Source organism: Methanothrix sp. (assembly GCF_030055635.1).
GTDB lineage: Archaea > Halobacteriota > Methanosarcinia > Methanotrichales > Methanotrichaceae > Methanothrix_B.
On record NZ_JASFYM010000017.1, the window covers coordinates 18,034 to 40,174 of the forward strand.

The window sequence follows — 22,141 nt, forward strand, 5'->3', positions numbered from 1 at the left end:
CCTTTACTCCATAAATAGAGGAACGTGCCTGAACTCCCTCACATCCACAAGGCCTCTGTCTGTGATCCTGAGCTCGGGTACGACCGGCAGGGCTAGGAATGAGAGCGTCATGAAGGGATCGTCCAGCTCTGATCCAAGAGAGTGTGCTGCTGATACCACATTCTCCGCGTCCTCGACCACATCCTCCACACGCCTCTCGGATAACAGACCGGCGATCGGGAGGGGCAGCGAGGCGAGTGTTCTCCCATCGACAGCAACCCATCCACCGCCCGTTGATATCAGGGCTTCCACAGATCTGAGCATGCTCTCATCATCAGCTCCAACGACTGTGATGTTGTGGGAGTCGTGTGAGACGGAGCTCGCGATCGCGCCTCTCCTCAATCCAAACCCGCTGACGAGGCCGAGACCGACGTTGCCGGTGGCCCGGTGCCGCTCAACAACAGCTATCTTCAGGACGTCATCCGTGGTATCTGATACGACCTCCCCGTTCATCACAGTGGGGCGCGCTGCAATTGCCTCTGTCAGTATCTGGTCCGGCACAACGCGGATGACCCTGGCGATTCTGCCTGCTGCAGGGATTCTGAAGGATTCCAGCGTGAGGGGCCTGCGCACATTCATGCTGCTCTGTATCGGCAATCTCTTCGATTCAAACCCCGCTGTGAGCCTTCCCTCCCTGGCCACCTCCCTGCCCTCGAAGATAACGCGTCTCACATTAAAATCGTGATCCATAACGACGATGTCAGCCCTGTATCCCGGGGCAACAGCACCTGTCCTGCGGAGCCCGAAGTGGCGCGCCGGGTTGATCGTGGCCATCTGTATCGCCGCGACAGGATCTACGCCTGCAGATACGATTCTTCTTATCATGTGATCGATGTGTCTGTGCATGATATCTCTCGGGTCTAGGTCATCAGTGCAGAGCATGATGTTTGGTGTGTTGTGTTCTCCGATGATCTTCAGGAGCTCATCGAGGTTCCTCGCCGCGCTTCCCTCCCTGATCATTATGCATATGCCTGAGCGGAGCTGCTCCATCGCCTCCTCCGCTCTGGTGCACTCGTGGTCGCTCTCGATCAGCGCGGCAGCATACGCGTGTAGATCCCTGCCCCTCAGCCCGGGAGCATGGCCGCAGATCGTCTTGTTCTTCGAGGCCGCGACCTCCAGCTTCGCGAGCACGGACTCATCCCCGTGTATCACTCCGGGATAGTTCATCATCTCCCCAAGGCCCACGACCCTGGGATCCTCAAGAAGCCTGGAGATCTCGCTCACGCCCAGAGCAGCGCCTGATGTCTCCAGCGGCGTCGCGGGCACGCACGATGGTGCTGTCACAAGAAACCTCATCGGGATGCCCTCGGCGCTTCTGAGCAGATATGATATCCCCTCCACTCCCATCACGTTCGCGATCTCATGCGGATCCGCTATCACCGCGAGCGTCCCGCGCGGGACAACAGCCCTCGCGTACTCAGAGGGCATCACCATGGAGCTCTCGATGTGAACATGTGCATCTATGAACCCAGGCGATATCAGATGGTCCTCGACCGGGATCACCTTTCTGGCGCTCGAGCAGTCAAAACCTGCCACGTATCCGCCGTAAATCGAGATGTCAGCCCTATGTATTTCCCCTGAGAAGACGTTGACCAGCTCCCCGCCCTCCAGGAGCAGATCCGCCTCAAGCTCACCCCTCGCTGCGGCTATCAGATCACTGATCCTCAAGGAATCACCTTCAGAACATCGTTCAGCCTGGGATATAGATCTGCTCTGAGCGGCTGCGGATCGTCAGAGAACCTTAACAAACTGTTAGAACAAGAATGCAAAAAATACTACGGAGTGTTAAATGCGGAATGTGGGATGCCAGCTTGCCCTCATTTCCTTCGTGCTCACGCAGGGAATTGGTGCTTGCGCCCTGCTCTCTATAATGCTACAGGGCTCTTTGAGCCCCGCCGGGCTCCATCTATCCTTCTCAGAAGGTACGCGGTGGCAGCGCCTCCTGCGATCGTGAGGAACCAGAGCTGTATCAGCCTGGAGAGTATTGTTGCGGCGACAGCGTAGCTCGTGGGAACCCCTATGGCGCTGAAGAGCGTTATCATCACTATATCGACAAGCCCGATGCCGCCTGGAAGCACCAGAGGCAGCATCTGGATGAATATCATCACAGCATAGACCGCGAATATCGCCCACATCGATACCTCGATACCCATCGATCTGAAAGTGACAAACGCGACCAGATTCATGCAGAGCCAGGCTGCAAATGCCCAGGCTGTGCTCACAACGATCGTCCACCTGTGCTCCGTGAATCCGCTCATCGCTGAGTGAAATCTGCGGACTATTCCGATGCACATGCTCCTGTCGACCCTGCGGTGGAACACCCTCTCCACAAACTCGATCAGTTTGGATATGATACCCTCAAGCCAGCCGCTCGAGAAGCATATGCCAACGAATATCGCGTTGATGCCGAGAAGAACAACCGCAATCCCTGAGCATGTCGCGATCGCCCATGCCGGCGCGCTCGTCTCGAGCACCAGATAAGCCATGCCGATCACCACGCCAAAGAAGAACGGCACAGCTGTGATTATGCGCGTCGCAGCGACCGTCGCCGATGATTTATCTATACCCGGAGATGCGATCTTTTCCAGGAAGTATATTCTTGCGGTCTCGCCCGAGAAGCTGCCAGATGGTATCAGATTGTTCAGGAATATGCAGGAGAGGTACATGAGAAACGCGTCCGCTACCGACATCCTGCAGTCGAACTTGATGGCGACACGCCTCCAGGCGAGCCCGTCGAAGAACACGCCGAGAAGTGCCAGGATGAATCCGAGCGAGAATATGCGGATATCCACAGATCTCATGCTCTCCGCTATATCCGAGAATCCGACGTGGTAGAGATAGATGAGATACAGTGCTGTGCCGATCACCACCAGTGCGACCGACTTTCTCGCATCCGGCGTGGGAAGCTCTATCCCGTCTCGATGCACACCACAGGGGATGATCTGAAGATAAAAATAGCTTATCGTCGAAATGTTGCGAGGCTGTCAGAAGATCTCATCGGGCGGTCATACCGCTGTAGATCACCGCAGCACGAGCTGGAGCGCGCGATGGGGGCACGCTGTCACGCACGCTCCGCACTGGATGCATTTTCCCGGGTCTGTCACGACCTTCCAGTCGTCGAACCTGAATGTGCCGGTGGGGCATATCGCGATGCATGCGCCGCAGTGGACGCACTCCTCCTCGTTTCTCATCACGGGGATCTCGAGAAGTATGACATCAACGCCCCTGCGCTCGAATGCGTCTTTTACCTGCCTGCACTTATCATCTGAGACATCGAGGACTATCTCGCCGCTGACAGCATCTATGCTCGCCCTCTCGATGTTTATGAGCGCGCCGGTCTCCAGGATGACCGAGGCTATGAGAGGCTTTCTGACTATTCCAGGTGCGACCCTGAGCATCAGCTTCATCTCGATCTCCTCCCGGCAAACAGCCTGCTCAGGTCGTTGCTTGTTATCATTCCTATGACGCGATTGTCCTTATCCACAACGGGCAGCGCAGAGATGCTGTGGATATCCATCGTCCTGGCGGCCAGCTCTATCGGCTCATCCGGGGTCGCTGAGTACACCCTTCTGGTCATGATCTCCGAGACCCTTGAGATGTTGCCGTTTGCAACAGCCTTGGATATGTCCCATGTCGTTATTATGCCCATGAGCTTTCCATCCTCAGAGACCACGGGGAGATGATCGAACCTGCTTCCGACGATGACACGTGCTGCCTCAGGCACGCTGATGTTCTCTCCCACTGTGACAACATCCCTGTTCATGACGTCCCCGACGTACGGGAGCTCCTTCGTCTGCTTCATCGGCCTGCTGACGCCACCTCTTGGCAGAGGCTCAGCCTGCTCTGTAAGTAAGAACTCCCCCCTCTCGATCCACTTCTTCAGGGTTCCTGCGACCATTCTGGCCATGTGGAAGCTTGATAGAGATGCTGTCGGAACCTCCTTTCCGTTTATCTCCACAAAGCCGGACCTCAGCTCCGCGTAGCTCACGCTCCTAAGCACAGGCCTGTCCCTTCGCTGCACCCCATAATCGACGATCGGGACTGTTATGTCTTTATCCCGGACAGCAGTGCTCAGCGCGAGCCTCTCGTTCAGTATCGGTATCGGAACGCCAACGCCAACGTAAAGCGTCGGCCCGTACCTTGTGAACGTGGCTGCTCTCAGAAACTCGCTGCTCATCCTCTTTAGGTCCCCTGCGACCATGAGCGTGGCGAACCCGGTCTCAGGGCTGTGCTGTGTGCCGGGTCCCACGATGTAACCCTGCGCGCCGCCGAGGAATATCCTGACTCCAGTCCCTATGTACTCGAATCCAGGATCATTGGAGATCGGGTTGAGAACGCCCGCCCCGCTGTAATGTACATTCCCGAGGCGTGGAAGCAGCGTGCCCATGTATGTGTGAAGGGTCCTGTCAGAGGAGTTGGTGGCAGCATTGTACCTCTGGTATGCGTTTCTTGGATTGACCATCAGCGCCTGGTTGAGGTCCTCCAGATGGAGGGTTGTCTCGATCTCCATCCTGGGGTAGCAGTCCGTGCCCACGCCCTCGCCCATCACATCGACAGCTCTTCCGGAAACCAGATCCTCTATGACGTGAGCACCGCCGTACTCTATGCCTCTGTCCTCAGATGGCTGGGTCGCTCCGAGAAAGAGATCAACCGCGGCGACCCCACCATATGCCTCAACCCGGTTCAGCCAGGCCCTCGAGATCTTTATCGGCGGATCGCTGTGCCCGAGGTTCAGGAAGACGCCGGAGGAGCACATCGCCCCGAAGGTGCCGGTGGTCACGACATCAACCTCGCGCACCGCCCCATCCGGACCCAGCTCCTCGACGATGGCCGGCATCTCCTCTGCGGTCACAACCCTGACGCTTCCGTCACGTATCCGCTCGTTGATCTCGGATAGCGATTTCTCTGCTTCCACGGGTGGGGCTTGCACCTTTTCCGATAAAAAGATATCCCATATACCACAGCGATCAATGATATCATTCCACATGCCTCCTGGCACGAACAGGGTTATATTCTACATCCGGAGAAGCCTCTACAGATGTCTGGAAAGAGGATCGTCCTGACCAGCGACCGGACAATGATGTCCTCCTATCACGGTGGCGTTCTGCTCGGATTCGCCGCAATCATGCCCAGGGCAGTCATGCCCGAGTGGGTGCTGAGATCCCTATTCTGTCCTCCAGTGAGGGCGTATCCCGACGGCAGGGCAGTTTATGCGCCATGCGGCATGAGGAAGGTGGAGGCTGCGCTCTTGGATGCAGGTTTCTCCAGGGACGAGGTCATGGTTGCGCATCCCGACCACCTCGATAAGGCCATCGGCAGCGACACCGAGATCGTTGGCATAACACATGACGATCCTATGGGGAAGATAGCGGTCCGCGAGATCGAGGATATAATAAACCGGGGCCCGCCGCACAACAGGCACAGCTTTCTGAAGCTCATAAATAATCCTCTCATAAAAAAATACGATCCCGTGATCGTGGTCGGTGGCAATGGCGCATGGGAGCTCGCAGATGAGGATGTGAGCGTAGATCACATCTACCTGGGCGAGGGCGAGAGCGAGTTTCCGGAGGTGTGCAGGGCGATCCTCGATGGGAGGAATGTCCCCAGGATCATACAGGGAACGCCTGTGGCCGGGGACAGGATTCCGGTGAACAGGGGCGCCACGATCGCAGGCATAGTCGAGATCGGAAGGGGATGCTGGCGCGGCTGTGCATTCTGCTCCCCGACGATGAGGTCGCTTAGACACCGGCCGGTATCCAGCATTCTGGAGGACATCAGGGTGAACATGAGGGAGGGCATGAGGGATGTTCTCCTTCACTCAGAGGACGTTTTCACATACGGGTCCAGGGGAATGCGCCCTGAGCCTGATAGGGTGCTGGAGCTCTTCAGGAGCGTCAAGCAGCTCTCGCCGCACACAATAGATGTCTCGCACCTCAGCCTGGCGACCGTGCACCAGTCCATGGATCTCCTCAGCGATGTCTCTGAGGTGGTTGGCGTTGGCACAGATCAGAGATACATGTCAGCATGGATAGGAATAGAGACCGGAAGCTGTCGTATCCTGGAGATGCACATGCCCAGGAAGGCGCTTCCGGAATCTCCTGATCGCTGGCCCGAGATCGTCAGGGAGTGCTACGCGCTCTTCCATGAGGAGCACTGGGTGCCGGTCGCGAGCCTTGTCCTGGGGCTGCCCGGTGAGACCGCTGAGGATGTTGTCAGGACCACGGAGCTCGTGGAGTCTCTTAAAGAATACACAGGTCTCATGCTGCCGCTCTTCTTCACCCCGATGGCAGGCACAGCGCTTGGCAGTTACAGAGGCCTCGGAAAGGACAATGCCCTTCCCGAGCACTGGGAGCTGGTCGGGACCTGCATGGAGTACAACCTAAGACATCTCAGGAAGCTTCACAGCCTGTACAGAGAGCGCATGACGCCGAATCCGCTGGTGCACATGGGTCTGCGTGCCATTAACATAGCCGCAGATATAGTTCTCCCGAAATACATGAGAAGAATGAAAAGGGGAGAACCGCCAAACTGAAAGAAATTTTTCAATCCAAGACTGAGGATGGCCTGAAGCTAGTAGTTCTCCAGCACCGATTTCACTATCATCTTGTGGTCGTTCTTCAGTGAGTACACGTTGTGGTCTCCGGATACATCTATGCTGAGAATTCCCAGGCGCGTGTTCATGAGTCCGACCATGGCAGACACACCGCGATAGCTTACATTGAAGCCCTCCTTCTCCAGATACGTGAAGATGTCCTCGGTCGTAAATGACGAATCGCTCAAGAACAACTTCAGCACCGCTTTTCTGATTCCTATACCATCTCGCTTCAGATAATTCCTCAGCCGCTCCTGAATTCTCTCCTCAGCGCTCTCCATCCAGCAAGCTCACCGGCCATAAAGAAGGATGCGATGGCTTATAAAGGTATTCTCTCCACGACCATCCTGTCAGCGGTTGGATACCTCTCAACTATGTGAGGCGATCCCATATGCCTCACCTCATCTGCGATCTCCTCCAGTATCCAGGCCGCGATCTCTATTTCGTTATCTGAAAGCTCATACATGCTCTCAGGAACACCGAGATCCTTCAGCACTCTGATCGCGGCCTGCGGATCCGGAGCCAGGATGACTCCTGTCAGTAGAGTGCCATCATCGCTCACGATATCGAAGACCCTCCGGACCCTCTCAGCGCGCCGCTTCAGCCTCTCCCTGAGCTGGACAGAGTCCTTGAAGATCGAGGAGCAGTAGTGTAGCTTTATCCCGTAGTGCATGAACGATCTCGCGATCGATTCGCTCCCGATCGCGGCGCACGATTCCGGGTCTGCCCTGAAACCCCTGGCTCTGAGCATATACGCATTGGTCTCGGAGAACTCTAGCTCATTTATGTTAAGAAAAGCACCGGCGCTCCGAACAGCCTCTGCGATCCACGGCGCAGGAGCGATCGCTGGGATCTCGACGCCGGCCTCGATCCCCAGATCCATCGCGGATTTAAGTGCTTCCGCGAGGCGGGCATCCTCACGCTCCAGATCTGGATGCATCCTCAGCTCATCCAGACCTGCATCGCGAAGCCTTGAAAGCACACCCTCCTCCGGTATTATCCCAGTGTAGAGATGGATGTGATGCTCATTCCCCAGATTCCTCTTCAGCATGTGAATTGTATCGAGAACCAGATCCAGCCTCAGCAGAGGCTCCCCTCCGGTTATGCCCGTCCCGAGGGCATCGATCGCCCGCGCCTCCTCCAGGATATCCTCCTGGGATGAGACGATCCGCTCGTTCGCGAAGATGATATCCCTGCCCCTGCGCTCCAGGGAGAGCGGACAGTAGAAGCATCCTCTGGCGCATACACCTGTTACGAACAGGACCAGAGATGCGCCCTGCCTGCAGATCTCACATCCATGAGGGAGGTAGTTGTGGAATGATCCGGTGCCGTCCTGAACCCACTCCTCAGGCATACTTTATCAGGCGTCCTTTACGATCCTAATGCGTTGCATTTCTGGGCATATCACACATAAACTGCGATTGTGATCCCGCGAGCAGCTTTTGCATTCATTGCTTTCTTGACCACCTCAAACCTGACGAGCTTAAGGCTGAGGTCTACGATCTCATTCTGGCGAGCTTTTTACATGAGATAGAGCTGACCGCAGGAGGGCACAGACACAGCTCTTAATAAAAATGAATCAAAAACGTTGACATGAGGCGGCTTCCTCACGCCCGCCTCAGCTGCCCCCTATCAGGCTTATGACCAGATAAGCCAGGAGCGTACCGACAACAAACACAACTGCAAATGCGCCAAAGACCATCGAATCCGCTATGACGAACTCTCCGCCAGTCATCTATCTCACTACCAGGACAGGAGTTGTTGCCCAATATAAGACTTTCTGGACCACGCTGCCTATGAGAAGCTTCGAGACGCCGCTCTCGCCGTGGCTGCCCATCACGATGCAGTCGATGTTCTCGGTTCTGGCCACATCTATGATGACATTTGCGGGCGCACCGATCCTTATGACAGGCTCGACCTTGACGCCTATCTTCTCGCCCATCTCCTTTATGTCATCCAGGGCCTTCTCGCCCTGCTTCTGCAGCTTGGCCTCCACCTCTTTCTTGTCGGCACCCAGCTGCCTTACAGCGCTCGCTATGACGACCTCGTTGACCACGTAAAGCGCCAGGACCTCCGCACCCAGAGCCTTCGCAAGCTCAAGCCCCTCCTGCGCAGCCAGTCTGGACTTGTCGGAGCCATCTGTGGCAATCAAAATACGCTTGTACATCCTAATCCCACCTTTGTGACCTCTATCAACGGCTTGGTATAAATAGCTATCTTCAGGATTTTAGCATCCGCAGGGCCAGTAATGCGGCATTCTCTCCTGCATCTATTCCCACACATGCAACAGGCACCCCGGGGGGCATCTGGACTATGGAGAGCAGCGCATCTATCCCGAGAAGCTTCCCGCTCACCGGCACGCCTATCACAGGCCTCTCGGTCCTGGCAGCCACCGCTCCAGGAAGAGCAGCTGACATCCCGGCGACCGCTATGAATACCCTCGCATCCGAGCTCTCGATGTACTGATCGAGCTCCCTCGGGTTCCTGTGCGCGGATATGACCCTGTGCTCGTAGCTGACGCCCCTCTCCTCCAGGACTCTCAGAATTCTGTCCACGACATTCTGATCAGATTTTGATCCTGATATGATCGATACGTCTGGCATGTACCTCTAAGAGTTCTGTGGTGGAGATGAACTTTATCCGCTCTGGCGCTTCACGTGGATCACCCTCTGGGCCTTGCCCTCGGTTCTCGGGAGAGATCCTATCGGGAAGACGTCCCCCTTCGGGCTGAAACCCAGCGCTTCCTTGAGCGCCTTCTCGACCGTGTACCCCGTCACCCCTGGCTCAGCCTCGACATTGATCCTGATATCCTTGACGCCATCAATATCCTCGACGATGATCTGGTAGTTCGCCCCGACGCCCGGAATCTGCATCAACGCCTGCTCGACCTGCTTCGGGAAGAAGTTCACGCCCTTCACTATGATCATGTCATCCAGCCTGCCTGTTATGGGCGCTATCCTGATGTGCGTTCTGCCGCAGTCGCACCGCTCCCTCGAGACGATCCTGGTGAGGTCAGCTGTGCGAAAACGTATCACTGGAAGCGCCTCCCTTGTGATCGATGTCACGACAAGCTCCCCTGGCTCGTCATCCTCCACAGGCTCTCCTGTTCTCGGATCCACGATCTCCACTATGTAATGGTCCTCCCAGACGTGTATGCCGTCGTGTACCGCACAGTCCATCCCGAGGGTCCCGACTCCTCCGGTCTCGGTCATTCCGTATATGTCGAAGACCTCCACGCCGAGACCTGTGGATATCCTCTTCTTCATCGCATCCGAGAACGTCTCCGCTCCGAATATACCAATCTCGAGATCGGGAAGCTCCACGTTGAGCTCGTTCATCACCTCTATCAAACGCACCCCGTAGCTCACAACGCCGGTGATGATCCTGGTCCTGAGATCTCTGGCGAGCCTGATCTGCCTTGCAGTGTTTCCAGGGCCTGCTGGTATGACAAACAGTCCTGCAGCCCTTGCGCCGTGGTACATGCCGAAGCCGCCGTTGAACAGCCCGAAGAGTGGCGTGATCTGCACAGCATCGCCCCTTCTGGCGCCGGACATCATGTAACACCTAGCCATGCACTCCGCCCACTGCGCGAGATCCCCCTCGGTGTACGGCATTATCACAGGTGTCCCAGTGGAGCCGCTAGACATGTGCATCTCCACGATCGACTCCCTGGGAGCACAGCTCAGCCCGAGAGGGTAGTTCTCCCTGAGCAGCTCCTTGTTCATCATCGGGAGCTTCTGTATATCATCAAGAGTTTTGATATCCTCAGGCGAGACGCCGTGAGAGTCGAAGAGCCTCCTGTAAACAGGATTCGATTCGTAAACGTGATGCACTGTTCTGCGGAGCCCTTTGGTCTGGATATCGCGCAGCTCCTCCCTGGATGCAGTCTCCATTCTTTTATTGTGGAACCTCATTCAGATCACTCTACCTTTTACCGTCACTGACGGCAGACTCTTCTACCAGATTTTGACATCCATGGACAACTTTGTACAATCAAGGCCGCGGATGCTGAGAATCGGATTTAACGTTTGCGGTTGTTGTGGACGATCAGCACCAGTTCATGGGAGCAGGCTGTAGGTTTGAATAGCCGAATGGGCTCCAGGAGATCAGCATGCTGCGGAATCCGCGCACAACCTCGCATGTGAGAGGTCTCAATGATACAGGCGAGGTGGATTCGCATCCCTCAGGGAAGCTACCTCAGCATCCTCTCCCTTATATCTCTGAAGCTCCACATGCGACCTCGATCGATGCCAGGGCATCTTGATGCCTCGGAGAGCCATGATTCCCTGCTCTCCAGGATCTCCGCCCAGAACGGGTAGCTCCTGCACTGCAGAGGGCGTGCCGGGTAGATGATGCATCGGTCGCCCTGAAGCATCACACAGCTCATATCCAGATGGTCCCTCAGGACGAAGCCGTGCTCGCACTCCAGAAGATACTCCCTGATGAGCACATCCTGAGAAACGCCCAGAAAATCCGCGATCGTGTTGCACTCCTCAGGCGAGATCCAGACGATGCCCTGCCCCCTGCAGCACCTCCCGCACTGGACGCACTCAAACCTCAGCCCCTCGCGGTACCACGGCTCTGGGTTCTGCTTTATGGTATGCACCACCATTATGACTCACGAGATGCAAAGAGAGCCAATCCGACAGAACAGCTGAAGAGATGTTCAGGCATGCATTCCAGCCCTCCGCCAGCAAATTCACTGTGCTACAGAAAGTTTCGCAAAGATAGTAATCCCTTAAGCCCCATACGCATGTCCACATTGCTCGGACGAAGCCGATTCTTCATTGGATGCGCTTCCATCGCCCTATAATTGCATATTTCGCGTATCAAAGCTGGAAGGAAGTTTCTGCCACCACGCACTCACCGCACCGAATCCTGTATCCATCTCAGATACGGCTCATGCCCGTCCGCGATCTCCAGAGCTATGATCTCGGGCAGCTGGTAGCTGTGGAGCTCCAGTATCCGCCTGCGGGCTCTCTCTGCTGCATCAGATGCTGTTTTCACGAGGAGCATCTCCTCGTTCTCTCTTGAGAGCTTTCCGTCCCAGATGAAGTGCGACCTGACCGGCATAACGCTGACACATGCTGCCAGATGCTCCTCAACGAGGGCCTGAGCTATGCGATCCGCATCTCCTGGAGGCGCTGTGGTTATTATCAGAATGCATCTCCCTTCACCCATCTCCCACCCTCCTCCGTCAGCTCCTTCTTCCATATCGGAACCCTTCTCTTCAGCTCGTCGATGACATACTCACACGCCCGGAAGGCCTCCTTTCGATGAGCTGATGCGCACACCACCAAGACGATCACCTCACCCGGCGAGAGGCGCCCCTTCCTGTGCACCACATCCACTGATGAGACGCCGAAGCGGGCGATGGCCTCATCCTTTATCCTTCTGAGCTCCTCAACGGCTGCCTCATCATATACCTCCACCTCCATGGCCCTGACGCCCGGATCGGCTCTCACGACCCCCACAAATGCGACCACAGCTCCAGCATCAGGTTTTATGGAGCGATGGAGCATCTCTCCCAGATCTATCCCGCTGTCAGATATCAATCAACCACCTGCCACAGGCGGGAATATGGCAACCTCGTCGTTGTCGTAAAGAGCTGCATTGAGATCCCCAGGAAGATCCAGCCTCCGCCGGTTGAGCATGATCATGAAGTAATCCCTGAGCTCTCCTGTATCGGAGAAGAGCGCCTCCCTGAGCTCCGGCTTGATCTCACAGAGGTGGTTTATGAGATCCGATACCCTGGATCCGCTCTCAATCTCGACCATAATCTCCCTCCCCAGAATCTCCCTGAAGCTGGCGAACGCCCTGATCTTTATCCTCATGATAACCTCTGCCAAGATTTTGCGCCCTGCTCGCCATCAGCGCCTCTTTAGGGATCTCATGACCTCCTCCCTTCCCAGCTTCCTGACCCGCTCTGCCTCCGCCTCGTCCCTGTGCTTCAGCACGAATGTGCCGTGGCACGGCTTTGTGTAGGGGAACACAACGCTCCCGTCCTTCATGAGGCCAACAGCTATCGGCGGCACCCCGATTATGTACTCGCCGAACAGCTTGAACCCTGGCTGGAAATAGTAGTACTCGTCGCAGCTCGACTCTATGTACTCCCTCGCCTCTCTGAACGATATTCCTCTCAGAAGAACCTGGGGTTTGAGCATCTCTATACAGCCCATGCCAGCACCCCGTCGATCTTTTTCTTCAGCCCGAGAGGGTTGTGGACCGCCTTCTCCACGATCTTCTCCGCATCGAAATCCACATTGTCAGCAAGCTCCTCCGCGTTCCTGCCAAAGATTATCAGGAAGAACTTTGATTCCGGCAGCAGCGCCCTGACAGTGGCAGCATATGTGATCCCTGCATCGTTGTGAGCTAATGCGAAGCAGATGTTGAAAGATCGCCTCTTCTCGACGATATCCGCTATCGTTCTATCAAGATCGATCAATCTTCCCAGGTAGCATCTCTTACGATCCGCGACCCTGGCGAGGTTGAGCGCTGCAGGATTTCCAGCGATGAACACATCAGATCCTTTATCCCTTAGAGACCCGGAGAGGTAGAGCACAAGGCTCATCTGGACAGGCACCTCAGGGCAACCCATCAGAATAAGCGCTTCAGTGCTGCTCATGCACCCTCCATCAAGTGCCGATCCTGACGTTCAGCGTCGCGTTTCTCAGGGTCGCTATCGCTGAGAGGGCTGCGAGGTAACTCGTCCGCGGGTTCCTGGGTGATGGAACGTTCTCGACCCTCGTCACCATCCTGCCGAAATCGCCCTCCGCGACCACTTCGTGGATGTTCACCGTGGCGCTGGGATCCACAACTATCCTGACCCATGCATCCTGCCCGTATGTGAGGCTCAGGGTTGCAGCGACGTTGACGTTCGCCGGGAACGCCCTGACAGCCTCTGATGCTGGTCCTTCATAAATTAAAGTCGGCTCTCTGAACGAGCGGAGATCTATGTTGTTCTCAACGACGTAAGGCGCCCCCTCAAGGCCTGCAGGTGGCTTTGTGCTGGTGAGGACGACCCTTCTCAAGCGACCGATCGAGGCGGACTTGAGCCCGTCGAGGCCTGCTATCGCGCCTGAGGGTATGTACACCCTGCCGCCGCTGGATTCAGCCATTGAGCATATCCTTCTGTAAAGCTCTCTGTCCATGAGCGCGCCCACAGACATGATCATGATATCCTTTCCGCGCTTGAGAGCAGCCTCTGCGACCTGGGGAACTGCAGCCTGGGATGCTGCCTCAACGACTATGTCCGAGAGCTCCACGAGCCTCTCGAGCTCCACGACCTCAGGCCTCTTTCTCAGGGCCTCTATGAGCCTTCTCATGTTCTTTGGGTTCCTGTCGAAGACAGCTGCGAGATCAGCATCGATCTCCCCACGGTCTATTGCAGATGCGATCTCAAAACCTATGGCTCCGCAGCCTACAAGGCCAACTTTTAGGGGCATCAAAGGCTATGAATCAGTTGGAGATCAAAGCCTTTGCGGTATGCTGCGGTATTTCTGATGCAAGGCAAATGAGCACTCAGGGGCTGAGATACACAGGTCGCCCTGCGGTGCCAGGCGTTTGTGTGTCACATGAGCAGATCTCACCGTTTTCTTTTACCATGAAAGCACGACATGGAGGGTTGACCTTACTTCTCGGGTTGTTTGGACGAAACCAACCCGCATCTCAAACGCTTTCATCCTTTTGGCACGCCTCTAATGTCGCATGCAGCGTTTCAGAAGGAACGCGAGCACCACGCATATCGATGCCGCGGCAGCTCCCGGGCCTGGCTGTGCAGCAGGAGCGCTCGCGTTCTGGGACAGGTTCTGCCCTGCAGGAGGTCTCCAGTATCCCCGGATCTTCAGGGGGAATGCGAGATCTCCGCCCGGTACCTCCCGATCGCCGATGACGAAGACGTATCTTCCCGCTCTACCCGAATCATCCCAGACAGCCACAAGGTACTGGCCGTCGGTCGGGATTTTCACAATCTCTTTCTGACGTGTCCAGTACGATGTGCGGGTGAACGGTTCAAAGAACATGCTCGCGTTTGCCGGTGGCATCAGCACCATTGTGCCGTATCCCTCTGGTTTGAACACCCTGTCCGGAGGCCTGGCAGGAGCGAGACCGCGGCCCATCAGCGCCATTATGGGCGTGAAATTCTCATGCCCCTCGATCTGTGGGATGACAATGCTCAGCAGTACAGTCTGGCCCCGTGTGGCGTTGAACGAATAGTAATCCACGTCATCAGGACCATCAAGGGTTGCATAAATCGCGGTCGAGATCGCCGGGTCCTTCACAAACCACGGATCATCTGCTTTGATATCCGCCTCCTCAAAGAAGGGCTGGTGGGCGGTTGCACCCGTGAAAAGCATCAAAAGCATCATGATAGCAGTAGATCGCATGTCCCACATCTCCTCTGTAAAATTCGGCCGGTTCACTGAAATAGTTATCGTCGAACTGAGCCGTGTGAGCTCCTCGCCGGCAGGAGGGCCGGAGCTTGCGGCCTGCTACCATCATGTCCGGCCTGCGATCTCAGTTCGTGTACTTGTATCATTGGGTTCAGATGCATGCGATGCCATGGCATTATGTCAGTACGCACTGATTCCTGACAGCCTGTTCAGCTATTCGAGCACAAGGCCCGCTCTTTTGGTGATCCAAGACGCGATTGTCTCTGGTCATGGTTCGATCCCTTGAGTCGAGCTCATGAGCCGTGAAGTCCCTTCCCTCGGGGTCACCCTAAAGAATTTATTTTTGCGCTCTGGCATAGGCTGGGATACAGGTTTCAGGGTTGGTAGCTGAAGACCAGCAGCAAGAGACCTGATCACTGGAGCGATACAGGCGGGGTGTTGGATTGCTGACTCTCGAGATTGGAGGCAGGCGGTGGGAGCCTGATATCAGGCGATTGAGCGATATGCGCGACCTTCTCTGCGATACAGAATGGGCATCATCCGCTGAGGATTTGGATCTCTACTACATGTACAGGGATCTTTACCTGAGCAGGGCGGATCGGAGCAGGCTCATAGAGCATGATCTGCGGTATGACATAACAATCATACCTCCCAGAATGCTCGGCAGGGAGTATGTGAAGACAGCGGGCCACTACCATCCGAAGGTCCCTGGCACGGATGTGACATACCCGGAGGTATACGAGGTCCTGGAGGGCGAGGCGCTTTACCTTCTCCAGAACGAGGACGCGAGCTCTGTCGTGTGCATAGCAGCCTCTGAGGGCGATAAGGTCATCATACCTCCTGGCTACGGTCATGTCACAGTAAACCGCTCGAATAAGCGTCTGAAGATGGCTAACTTTGTATGCAGGAGCTTCTCGTCGATCTACGGCCCGTACAGGGATCTGCGCGGAGGAGCATACTACTGCACAAGAGATGGTTTCGTGAAGAACCCCAGGTACAGGGATCCTGCGCCCCTCAGGCGGCTGGACGCCCCGGATGATGGGGTGCTGAAGAGATTCGGGCTCAGCCGCAGCAGGGAGATGTACTCAGCTCTTAAGGAACCCGACAGGCTGGAGTTTCTGACAAAACCACATGATCACCTGAGCCTCTTCGAGGGCATTCTGGGGTGATTTTCATGGATGTGAGGGCATACCTGGAGCTGCTCCGCCCCCCGCTGGCGCCCATGGATCTCGCACTTCCTGCTGCATCAGCTCTTCTCTCCGCGTATGCAACCACAGGCTCGCTTCCAGGAGCAGCACCATTTCTGATAGCGACGATCGGAGCATACTTTGCGATAACCAGCTCATACGTCTTCAACGATTACGTGGATGTTGATGTTGACAGGGTGGCGATGCCGGGCAGGCCCCTCCCCTCGTCCAAGGTCAGCAGACGCGGCGCCGGCATCTACGCCGTTATGCTTCTCATGCTCGCGGCTGCTGCAGCGGCATACCTCAACCCTGAGAGCCTCGTGATGCTCTTCGCCGCCACCGCGATCATAACCGCTTACTCTGCATGGGCGAAGCGTAGAACGCCGCTGAGCTGGATATTCGTCGGGCTCGCCTATGGGATGGTTCCTGTTGGCGTCTGGCTCGCCATATCGCCTGCAGGATACCTCATGCCCGGCCCGGGTTTTCATCCTGCAGCCCTCATCCTGGGCCTCATGATCTGCATAACAGACTGGGGGTTCACGAACTGTGATGCATCCAGGGATGTCCCCGGGGATCGGGCAAAGGGCATACCAACAACCCCTGCCACTTATGGGATACCCCTCACATCGAAGCTCGTGGCAGCCTTCTGGACCGCGGGCGTGATTCTGTCGCTGCTGCTTGGCATGCTCTCAGGACTTGGAATTCTCTACCACGCAGCAGCTCTCCTCTCAGGCATATGGATGCTCCTCCAGTGCGCAGATTTCGTCAGGAACCCCACGCCCTCACGCGGTGAGAGGCTCTTCTACCAGGGCGCAAACTACAGAGCTGTGCTATTCGCAGCGCTGATGCTCGATGTGATCATCGGCGTGATGATCTGAATATCCCTGCCGGAAGACGGGAGCTTCATCCACACCGGGAGAAGCCTGTGAGATCAGATCTTGACAGGCCTAAAAAACTGTGAGATGCTGGCAGAGCAGGGCTTTTCGCAGGTGTTATGAACCTGGACGGTAGATACTGTAAGGAGCATGACACGAACCGGAACCGCGGATCTCCCGCTCCATGATGGTAAAGCGCCGCCATGGCTCTTCAGGAGGATGCAACTTCTTGCCGGCGAGATAGCCAGGGCGATCATATACGAACACGGCGAGAAGGAGCTTTTGCGCAGGATCTCAGATCCATTCTGGTTCCAGGCGTTCTCCTGCGTTCTCGGTTTCGACTGGCACTCATCAGGCACGACGACCACAACCACCGGAGCGCTGAAGGCCTCTCTTCGTCCCGAGGATGGTGTGGTTGTGGCTGGCGGAAAAGGAGCAACATCTCTGAACGCCCCTGAGGAGATCCTGCGCTACGGGGAGATCTTCTCTTTATCGGAGAGAAAGATCGAGGAACTCATAAGGGCGAGCAGGCTCTCGGCGAAGGTCGATAACGCCCTCGTGCAGGACGGTTACCGGCTTTACCACCATTCATTCATACTGACATCGAACGGCGACTGGGCTGTGGTCCAGCAGGGGATGAGCGAGAGGTACGCGCGCAGGTACCACTGGCTTTCAGATGGTCTGTGCAGCATGATCGAGGAGCCGCACACAGCCATATGCGCACAGCGCCTCGAATCCAGGGTTCTGGATCTCACATCGAGGGAGAGCAGGGAGAACAGGCAGGCCACGCTCGATCTCATCAGGGATGGTCCTGCACACATCAGGAGGTACACAGCACAGCGGAGCCTCGAGGACTTCTCGCCGGTGCTGAGGATGCCTGCGAGGCACCAGATACTCCCTGTGGATATCGGCAGAGATGGCCTCAGGATACTCCAGGCAGCCTACGAGCTGCAGCCATCAACTTACGAGGAGCTGATGGCTCTCAGGGGGATGGGCCCGAAGAGGATACGCGCCTTATCCCTGATAGCAGAGCTTATTTTCGGGGCACCGCCGAGCTGGAGGGATCCTGCGAGGTACAGCTTCGCCCACGGCGGGAAGGACGGGCATCCGTATCCGGTGGACAGGGAGAACTACGATCGGAGCATAGAGCACCTCAGAGAGGCGCTTAAGGAGGCGAAGCTGGGAGATAGGGAGAGGTACGGGGCTATGAAGCGGCTCTCAGAATTCATCAGCAGATCGCGTTCTGGGTGAACTTATGGCCAGAGATCAGAGGGACTACTACTACAGGAAGGCGAAGGAGGAGGGCTACCGGGCGAGGTCAGCTTACAAGCTGAAGCAGATAAATGACAAGTTTCACATCATCCGCAAGGGATCAAAAGTTGTCGATCTCGGCGCAGCGCCCGGCGGCTGGCTGCAGGTAGCGAAGGAGCTCTCCGGCGGCACTGTTGTGGGGGTGGATCTGGAGAGGATAGAGCCGGTTGAGGGCGCTGTGACGATACAGGGGGACATCACGAAGGAGGAGACCCTGGAGGCGATAGCAGCTGCTCTAGGAGGGCAGGCGGACGTTGTGATATCGGATGCTGCCCCGAACCTCTCAGGTATATGGGATGTTGACCATGCCAGATCGATAGACCTCTCGAGGGCAGCGCTCAGGATAGCGAAGCGTCTTCTGCGGCCTGGCGGCAGCTTTCTCGTGAAGGTCTTCCAGGGGGATATGTTCGATGACTACATAGAGGAGGTGAAACGCGAGTTCAGCTCAGTACATGCGTACACACCACCTGCATCCAGGAAGGAGAGCGCTGAGATCTATGTGATAGGGAAGAAGCTGCTCAGCGCGCCTGTGAGAGCCGGTGAGATCTACGAGGTCACGATAGAAACCGCTGGACGCACCGGCGACGGGATAGCGATGATCAAAGGCTTCGCTGTGATCGTGAAGGATGCCTCCCCGGGAGAGAGGCTCAGGATAAAGATAGGAGCTGTCAAGCAGAGGTTCGCCTTCGCATCGATAGTGGAGAGGCTTTGAGTCTGCTGAACAGCCCGCTGCCTCACGCTTCATGCGTCCCCCATACCCGAACCGGTTCCGCCCTGATAGCGAGCAGCGGGGCGCAAAATCCCCGGGGAGGATGTCATGTCCCCACCACATGAGAAAACATTCCGCCGCATATCCGGGCCGTCTCGTACTGAGCACATTTGTGGCTCAGATGCTACACCAGAGACCCCAGCATGAATGCGAGGAGCGCCAGGGCCATTCCAATCTTTATACACCTCTGAGATCCGGATGCATCGCCGCGGAGCATTCTGTTTACGGATACCAGAAACGCAAGATTTGCTATGCTGACCGTAGCCATGTATTCGATCCCCAGCGGTACAAGATAGCTCAGCATTATCGCCATGATCAGAGCAAGAGATGCCAGGACGAATGATCTTCTCTCTCCAATGAACGCAGGAAGCGTTTTCGCGCCATGTGCAAGATCTCCTGGAAGATCCTCGATGTCCTTGACGATCTCCCTGCTCAGGGTTGCGAGGGCTGAGAGGATGGAGAGAAATGCTGTTACGCTCGATGGCACTGCGGCAAGCCCACCGAAGAGGAAGGTTGTGCCTGTGAGATACGAGACCGCGATGTTGCCCGCGAGAGGCAGACCCTTGAGCCTAGCAGCGTAGATGACGAGCACGGACGAGTTCAGCAGGGCCAGCGCCATGCACATCTGATTTATCAGTCCAGAGATAGCGCATCCCGCTACGAAGAGCGTAACCGACCACATCAGAGCTGCACGCGGGGAGAGCCTGCCGCTCGGTATCGGCCGCTCAGGACGGTTTACTGCATCGATCTCTCTATCAAAGAAGTCGTTTACCGCATTGCCCCCGCCGGTTATCAGAAACACCGCAGAGAATACAAGAGCAGCCACATGCAGCGACTGCGGGGGTGCGCCTGATGCGATCATGCCTATGAGAGATGCAGCTCCTGCCATAGCGCAGTTCGCAGGGCGCATGATCTCCAGCAGGATCAAGAAGAGCGCCTCCGATTTTTGGTACTGAGGGAAGAGCTCACAAGGAAAAAGACATAGAGCTCCGCTAAGTAACTGTCGATCGGCCTTCTCTGCGAGGCGTTCATCTTTACCAGGTAGGTCCTCCTCCCCCTGAATGTGGTCCTGCTCCTTTTCACGAGCCCCTTCCTCTCCAGGCTGCAAACAATACGCGAGCACCTGCTGCTGCTTATGCCGAGAAGCCTAGCCAGCTCAGACTGCACGATCCCATCGCTGCCGATCAGGGCCAGAACTCCCTCCTCGAGCGGTCTGCAGTGCCTCAACCCTGCACCACTCAATCCCACGCCTCCGATGCAGGAGCATCTAGAAGATTTTCTGAATATATATTTTTTACCTAGCAGCCAATTGGTCTGTCTGGAGAGGCAGATGGACTCCTGAACCATGTATCTTTATACGAAAAACAACCTCGGTATACAAATCCACACCCACCGGCGTAGTTACGTTCAGTGAATTCTACTTTCGGGAACGATGCCCAACACCAGTAGCACATCCATTAAATTCCGGATGCTCTTGATATCTATGATAGCGGGTGCATGCTGACGCACGCATAAGACAAAATTATTTGCTCAGGAGTAAACTTTTTTGTTTAAAAATCTTTAAATAAAAATTTGTTCCCTCTGGTAGCGGTGATCGCATGGGCATGCTTGAGGATGCAGCAGCCGGAAGGCTGAATGACGAGATGAAATATGTGGCGCAGGCTGAGGGGAAGACCCCTGAGTTCATATGCAGAGGTATCGCAACCGGAAGAATAGTGATACCCGTCTCCCCATACAGAGAGACCAGGCCGGTGGGTATAGGAAAGGGTCTGCGAACAAAGGTGAATGCATCCATAGGTACAAGCTCCGATATTGTGGATGTGGATGTGGAGGTCGAGAAGGCGCGCGCTGCAGAGGGCGCAGGGGCTGACACGCTGATGGAGCTCTCGACAGGCGGAGACCTTCGCGAGATCCGGAGGAGGGTGATAGAGGCGACGAGCCTCAGTGTGGGAAGCGTGCCGCTTTATCAGGCCTTCATCGAGGCGATAAGAAAGCACGGCGCCGGAGTTGACATGACAGAGGATGAGCTCTTCCGGGCGGTGGATGAGCAGGCGAGGATGGGCACGAACTTCATGGCTATACACACAGGCATAAACAGAATCTGCCTGGAGCGTCTGAAGGCGCAGGGCGGCAGGTTCGGAGGGCTCTGCAGCCGAGGCGGCGCCTTCATGATAGCCTGGATGATTCATAACGAAAAGGAGAACCCGCTGTACAGCGAGTTTGACTATCTTCTTGATATACTGAAGGAGCATGAGGTGACCCTGAGCCTTGGAAACGGCCTGCGTGCAGGTGCGATTCACGACTCGACAGACAGGGCTCAGATACAGGAGCTTATAATCAATGCGGAGCTCGCGGACAGGGCGCAGGCTGCGGGCGTCCAGACGATCGTCGAGGGGCCGGGGCACATACCCATTGATGAGATAGAGGCGAATGTCAAGGTGATGAAGCGCCTCACAAATGAGCGGCCGTTCTACATGCTGGGTCCTCTGGTGACAGATATAGCTCCGGGCTACGATCACATCGTGGCTGCTGTCGGGGCGAGCCTCTCCAGCGCATACGGCGCGGACTTCATCTGCTATGTCACACCTGCGGAGCACCTCGCGCTTCCCACTCCTGAGGATGTCAGGGAAGGGGTCATCGCAGCGAGGATCGCTGCTCACATCGGGGACATGATAAAGCTCGGCATCAGAGACCAAGATCTGGAGATGGGCAGGGCGAGGAGAGACCTGCTCTGGGAGAGGCAGTTCGAGCTCGCTTTGGATCCGCAGAGAGCCAGGCAGATCAGAGCTGAGAGGGAGCCCGCGGATAGCAGGGTCTGCACGATGTGCGGCGACTACTGCGCTCTGAAAATAATAAAGAGCAGCATCGATCTTAGCAGATAGCTTCCAGGATCCGGCGGGATGTTTATGCAAGCCCATTCGCAGCGTATGGATCTGCCAATGTCCCGTTCTCTTAGAGGTGTTCGCGGTGCCTGCAGC

The 22,141-nt window shown here is 56.2% G+C and carries 25 protein-coding genes; 6 read left to right on the top strand and 19 right to left on the bottom strand.

Translation table 11 applies throughout. The features are described 5' to 3' along the window. Positions 1-3: 3 nt before the first annotated feature. The 4 genes from ade to QFX31_RS07525 form a co-directional block, all read right to left on the bottom strand. Positions 4-1,707 carry an adenine deaminase gene (gene ade, locus QFX31_RS07510; protein WP_348531493.1) on the bottom strand — a complete coding sequence of 568 codons (1,704 nt, stop codon included), beginning with the start codon at positions 1,705-1,707 and terminating at the stop codon, positions 4-6. 197 nt (positions 1,708-1,904) lie between these two features. Further along, positions 1,905-2,966: a lysylphosphatidylglycerol synthase transmembrane domain-containing protein gene (locus QFX31_RS07515; RefSeq protein WP_348531494.1), complete on the bottom strand. Its 1,062-nt coding sequence runs from the start codon at positions 2,964-2,966 to the stop codon at positions 1,905-1,907. 93 nt (positions 2,967-3,059) lie between these two features. Continuing rightward, on the bottom strand, positions 3,060-3,446 hold the full coding sequence (locus QFX31_RS07520) for a 4Fe-4S binding protein (RefSeq protein ID WP_297759012.1): 387 nt from the start codon (positions 3,444-3,446) through the stop codon (positions 3,060-3,062). Then, entirely contained in the window at positions 3,443-4,954 is a 1,512-nt protein-coding gene (locus tag QFX31_RS07525) for a homocysteine biosynthesis protein (protein WP_348531495.1), read from the bottom strand. Before QFX31_RS07525 ends, QFX31_RS07520 begins: the two co-directional genes overlap by 4 nt. A gap of 123 nt (positions 4,955-5,077) precedes the next feature. On the opposite strand from QFX31_RS07525, the gene QFX31_RS07530 reads away from it, so the two are divergent. Next, on the top strand, positions 5,078-6,571 hold the full coding sequence (locus QFX31_RS07530) for a radical SAM protein (RefSeq protein WP_348531496.1): 1,494 nt from the start codon (positions 5,078-5,080) through the stop codon (positions 6,569-6,571). 38 nt (positions 6,572-6,609) lie between these two features. Here QFX31_RS07530 and QFX31_RS07535 read toward each other — a convergent pair whose 3' ends face one another. From QFX31_RS07535 to QFX31_RS07595, 13 genes are all read right to left on the bottom strand, one after another. Then, positions 6,610-6,912, bottom strand: coding sequence for a DUF2551 domain-containing protein (locus tag QFX31_RS07535; RefSeq protein WP_348531497.1), 303 nt, complete (start codon positions 6,910-6,912; stop codon positions 6,610-6,612). Between the two features lie 38 nt (positions 6,913-6,950). Then, positions 6,951-7,985: a radical SAM protein gene (locus QFX31_RS07540; RefSeq protein WP_348531498.1), complete on the bottom strand. Its 1,035-nt coding sequence runs from the start codon at positions 7,983-7,985 to the stop codon at positions 6,951-6,953. A 381-nt stretch (positions 7,986-8,366) separates the two neighbouring features. Beyond that, on the bottom strand, positions 8,367-8,798 hold the full coding sequence (locus QFX31_RS07545) for a universal stress protein (RefSeq protein WP_297758998.1): 432 nt from the start codon (positions 8,796-8,798) through the stop codon (positions 8,367-8,369). 52 nt (positions 8,799-8,850) lie between these two features. Further along, complete coding sequence (gene purE / locus QFX31_RS07550) at positions 8,851-9,234, bottom strand: 5-(carboxyamino)imidazole ribonucleotide mutase (RefSeq protein ID WP_348531499.1); 384 nt, start codon at positions 9,232-9,234, stop codon at positions 8,851-8,853. 33 nt (positions 9,235-9,267) lie between these two features. Beyond that, positions 9,268-10,545 carry a phenylacetate--CoA ligase gene (locus tag QFX31_RS07555; protein ID WP_348531500.1) on the bottom strand — a complete coding sequence of 426 codons (1,278 nt, stop codon included), beginning with the start codon at positions 10,543-10,545 and terminating at the stop codon, positions 9,268-9,270. Positions 10,546-10,823: 278 nt separating this feature from the next. Beyond that, the gene (locus QFX31_RS07560) at positions 10,824-11,243 is read right to left on the bottom strand and encodes a YkgJ family cysteine cluster protein (protein ID WP_348531501.1); all 420 of its coding nucleotides are present in this window, start codon (positions 11,241-11,243) and stop codon (positions 10,824-10,826) included. 251 nt (positions 11,244-11,494) lie between these two features. After that, a complete protein-coding gene (cutA, locus tag QFX31_RS07565; RefSeq protein WP_348531502.1) occupies positions 11,495-11,812 on the bottom strand; it encodes a divalent-cation tolerance protein CutA in 318 nt (105 codons plus the stop codon). Further along, the gene (locus tag QFX31_RS07570; RefSeq protein ID WP_348531503.1) at positions 11,788-12,186 is read right to left on the bottom strand and encodes a molybdenum cofactor biosynthesis protein MoaE; all 399 of its coding nucleotides are present in this window, start codon (positions 12,184-12,186) and stop codon (positions 11,788-11,790) included. The genes cutA and QFX31_RS07570 overlap by 25 nt, the downstream gene beginning before the upstream one ends. Continuing rightward, positions 12,187-12,465 carry a ubiquitin-like small modifier protein 1 gene (locus tag QFX31_RS07575; protein WP_348531504.1) on the bottom strand — a complete coding sequence of 93 codons (279 nt, stop codon included), beginning with the start codon at positions 12,463-12,465 and terminating at the stop codon, positions 12,187-12,189. Between the two features lie 36 nt (positions 12,466-12,501). After that, positions 12,502-12,810 (bottom strand): DUF1894 domain-containing protein, encoded by a 309-nt coding sequence (locus tag QFX31_RS07580; RefSeq protein WP_348531505.1) that lies wholly within the window; start codon positions 12,808-12,810, stop codon positions 12,502-12,504. After that, positions 12,798-13,256 carry a DUF1890 domain-containing protein gene (locus QFX31_RS07585; protein WP_348531506.1) on the bottom strand — a complete coding sequence of 153 codons (459 nt, stop codon included), beginning with the start codon at positions 13,254-13,256 and terminating at the stop codon, positions 12,798-12,800. Before QFX31_RS07585 ends, QFX31_RS07580 begins: the two co-directional genes overlap by 13 nt. 10 nt (positions 13,257-13,266) lie before the next feature. Beyond that, a complete protein-coding gene (locus tag QFX31_RS07590) occupies positions 13,267-14,076 on the bottom strand; it encodes an aspartate dehydrogenase (protein WP_348531507.1) in 810 nt (269 codons plus the stop codon). 252 nt (positions 14,077-14,328) lie between these two features. Continuing rightward, positions 14,329-15,015 (bottom strand): hypothetical protein, encoded by a 687-nt coding sequence (locus QFX31_RS07595; protein ID WP_348531508.1) that lies wholly within the window; start codon positions 15,013-15,015, stop codon positions 14,329-14,331. A 449-nt stretch (positions 15,016-15,464) separates the two neighbouring features. Here QFX31_RS07595 and QFX31_RS07600 point away from each other — a divergent pair, with 449 nt between their 5' ends. The 4 genes from QFX31_RS07600 to QFX31_RS07615 all read left to right on the top strand — a co-directional run bounded on the left by QFX31_RS07600 (position 15,465) and on the right by QFX31_RS07615 (position 19,106). Beyond that, positions 15,465-16,190, top strand: a complete 726-nt coding sequence (locus QFX31_RS07600) for a glucose-6-phosphate isomerase family protein (RefSeq protein ID WP_348531509.1) — start codon at positions 15,465-15,467, stop codon at positions 16,188-16,190. A 5-nt stretch (positions 16,191-16,195) separates the two neighbouring features. After that, entirely contained in the window at positions 16,196-17,086 is an 891-nt protein-coding gene (locus QFX31_RS07605; protein WP_348531510.1) for a UbiA family prenyltransferase, read from the top strand. A gap of 147 nt (positions 17,087-17,233) precedes the next feature. After that, the gene (locus tag QFX31_RS07610; protein ID WP_348531511.1) at positions 17,234-18,334 is read left to right on the top strand and encodes a DUF763 domain-containing protein; all 1,101 of its coding nucleotides are present in this window, start codon (positions 17,234-17,236) and stop codon (positions 18,332-18,334) included. A gap of 4 nt (positions 18,335-18,338) precedes the next feature. Next, positions 18,339-19,106: a 23S rRNA (uridine(2552)-2'-O)-methyltransferase gene (locus QFX31_RS07615; protein ID WP_348531512.1), complete on the top strand. Its 768-nt coding sequence runs from the start codon at positions 18,339-18,341 to the stop codon at positions 19,104-19,106. A gap of 181 nt (positions 19,107-19,287) precedes the next feature. Here the strand turns inward: QFX31_RS07615 and QFX31_RS07620 are convergent, their stop codons facing one another. Together QFX31_RS07620 and QFX31_RS07625 are read right to left on the bottom strand one after the other, a co-directional pair. Next, positions 19,288-20,091: a geranylgeranylglycerol-phosphate geranylgeranyltransferase gene (locus QFX31_RS07620; RefSeq protein WP_348531513.1), complete on the bottom strand. Its 804-nt coding sequence runs from the start codon at positions 20,089-20,091 to the stop codon at positions 19,288-19,290. Next, positions 20,088-20,390 (bottom strand): helix-turn-helix domain-containing protein, encoded by a 303-nt coding sequence (locus QFX31_RS07625; RefSeq protein ID WP_348531514.1) that lies wholly within the window; start codon positions 20,388-20,390, stop codon positions 20,088-20,090. The genes QFX31_RS07620 and QFX31_RS07625 overlap by 4 nt, the downstream gene beginning before the upstream one ends. A gap of 371 nt (positions 20,391-20,761) precedes the next feature. On the opposite strand from QFX31_RS07625, the gene thiC reads away from it, so the two are divergent. After that, positions 20,762-22,045 carry a phosphomethylpyrimidine synthase ThiC gene (gene thiC / locus QFX31_RS07630; RefSeq protein ID WP_348531515.1) on the top strand — a complete coding sequence of 428 codons (1,284 nt, stop codon included), beginning with the start codon at positions 20,762-20,764 and terminating at the stop codon, positions 22,043-22,045. Positions 22,046-22,141 lie beyond the last annotated feature (96 nt).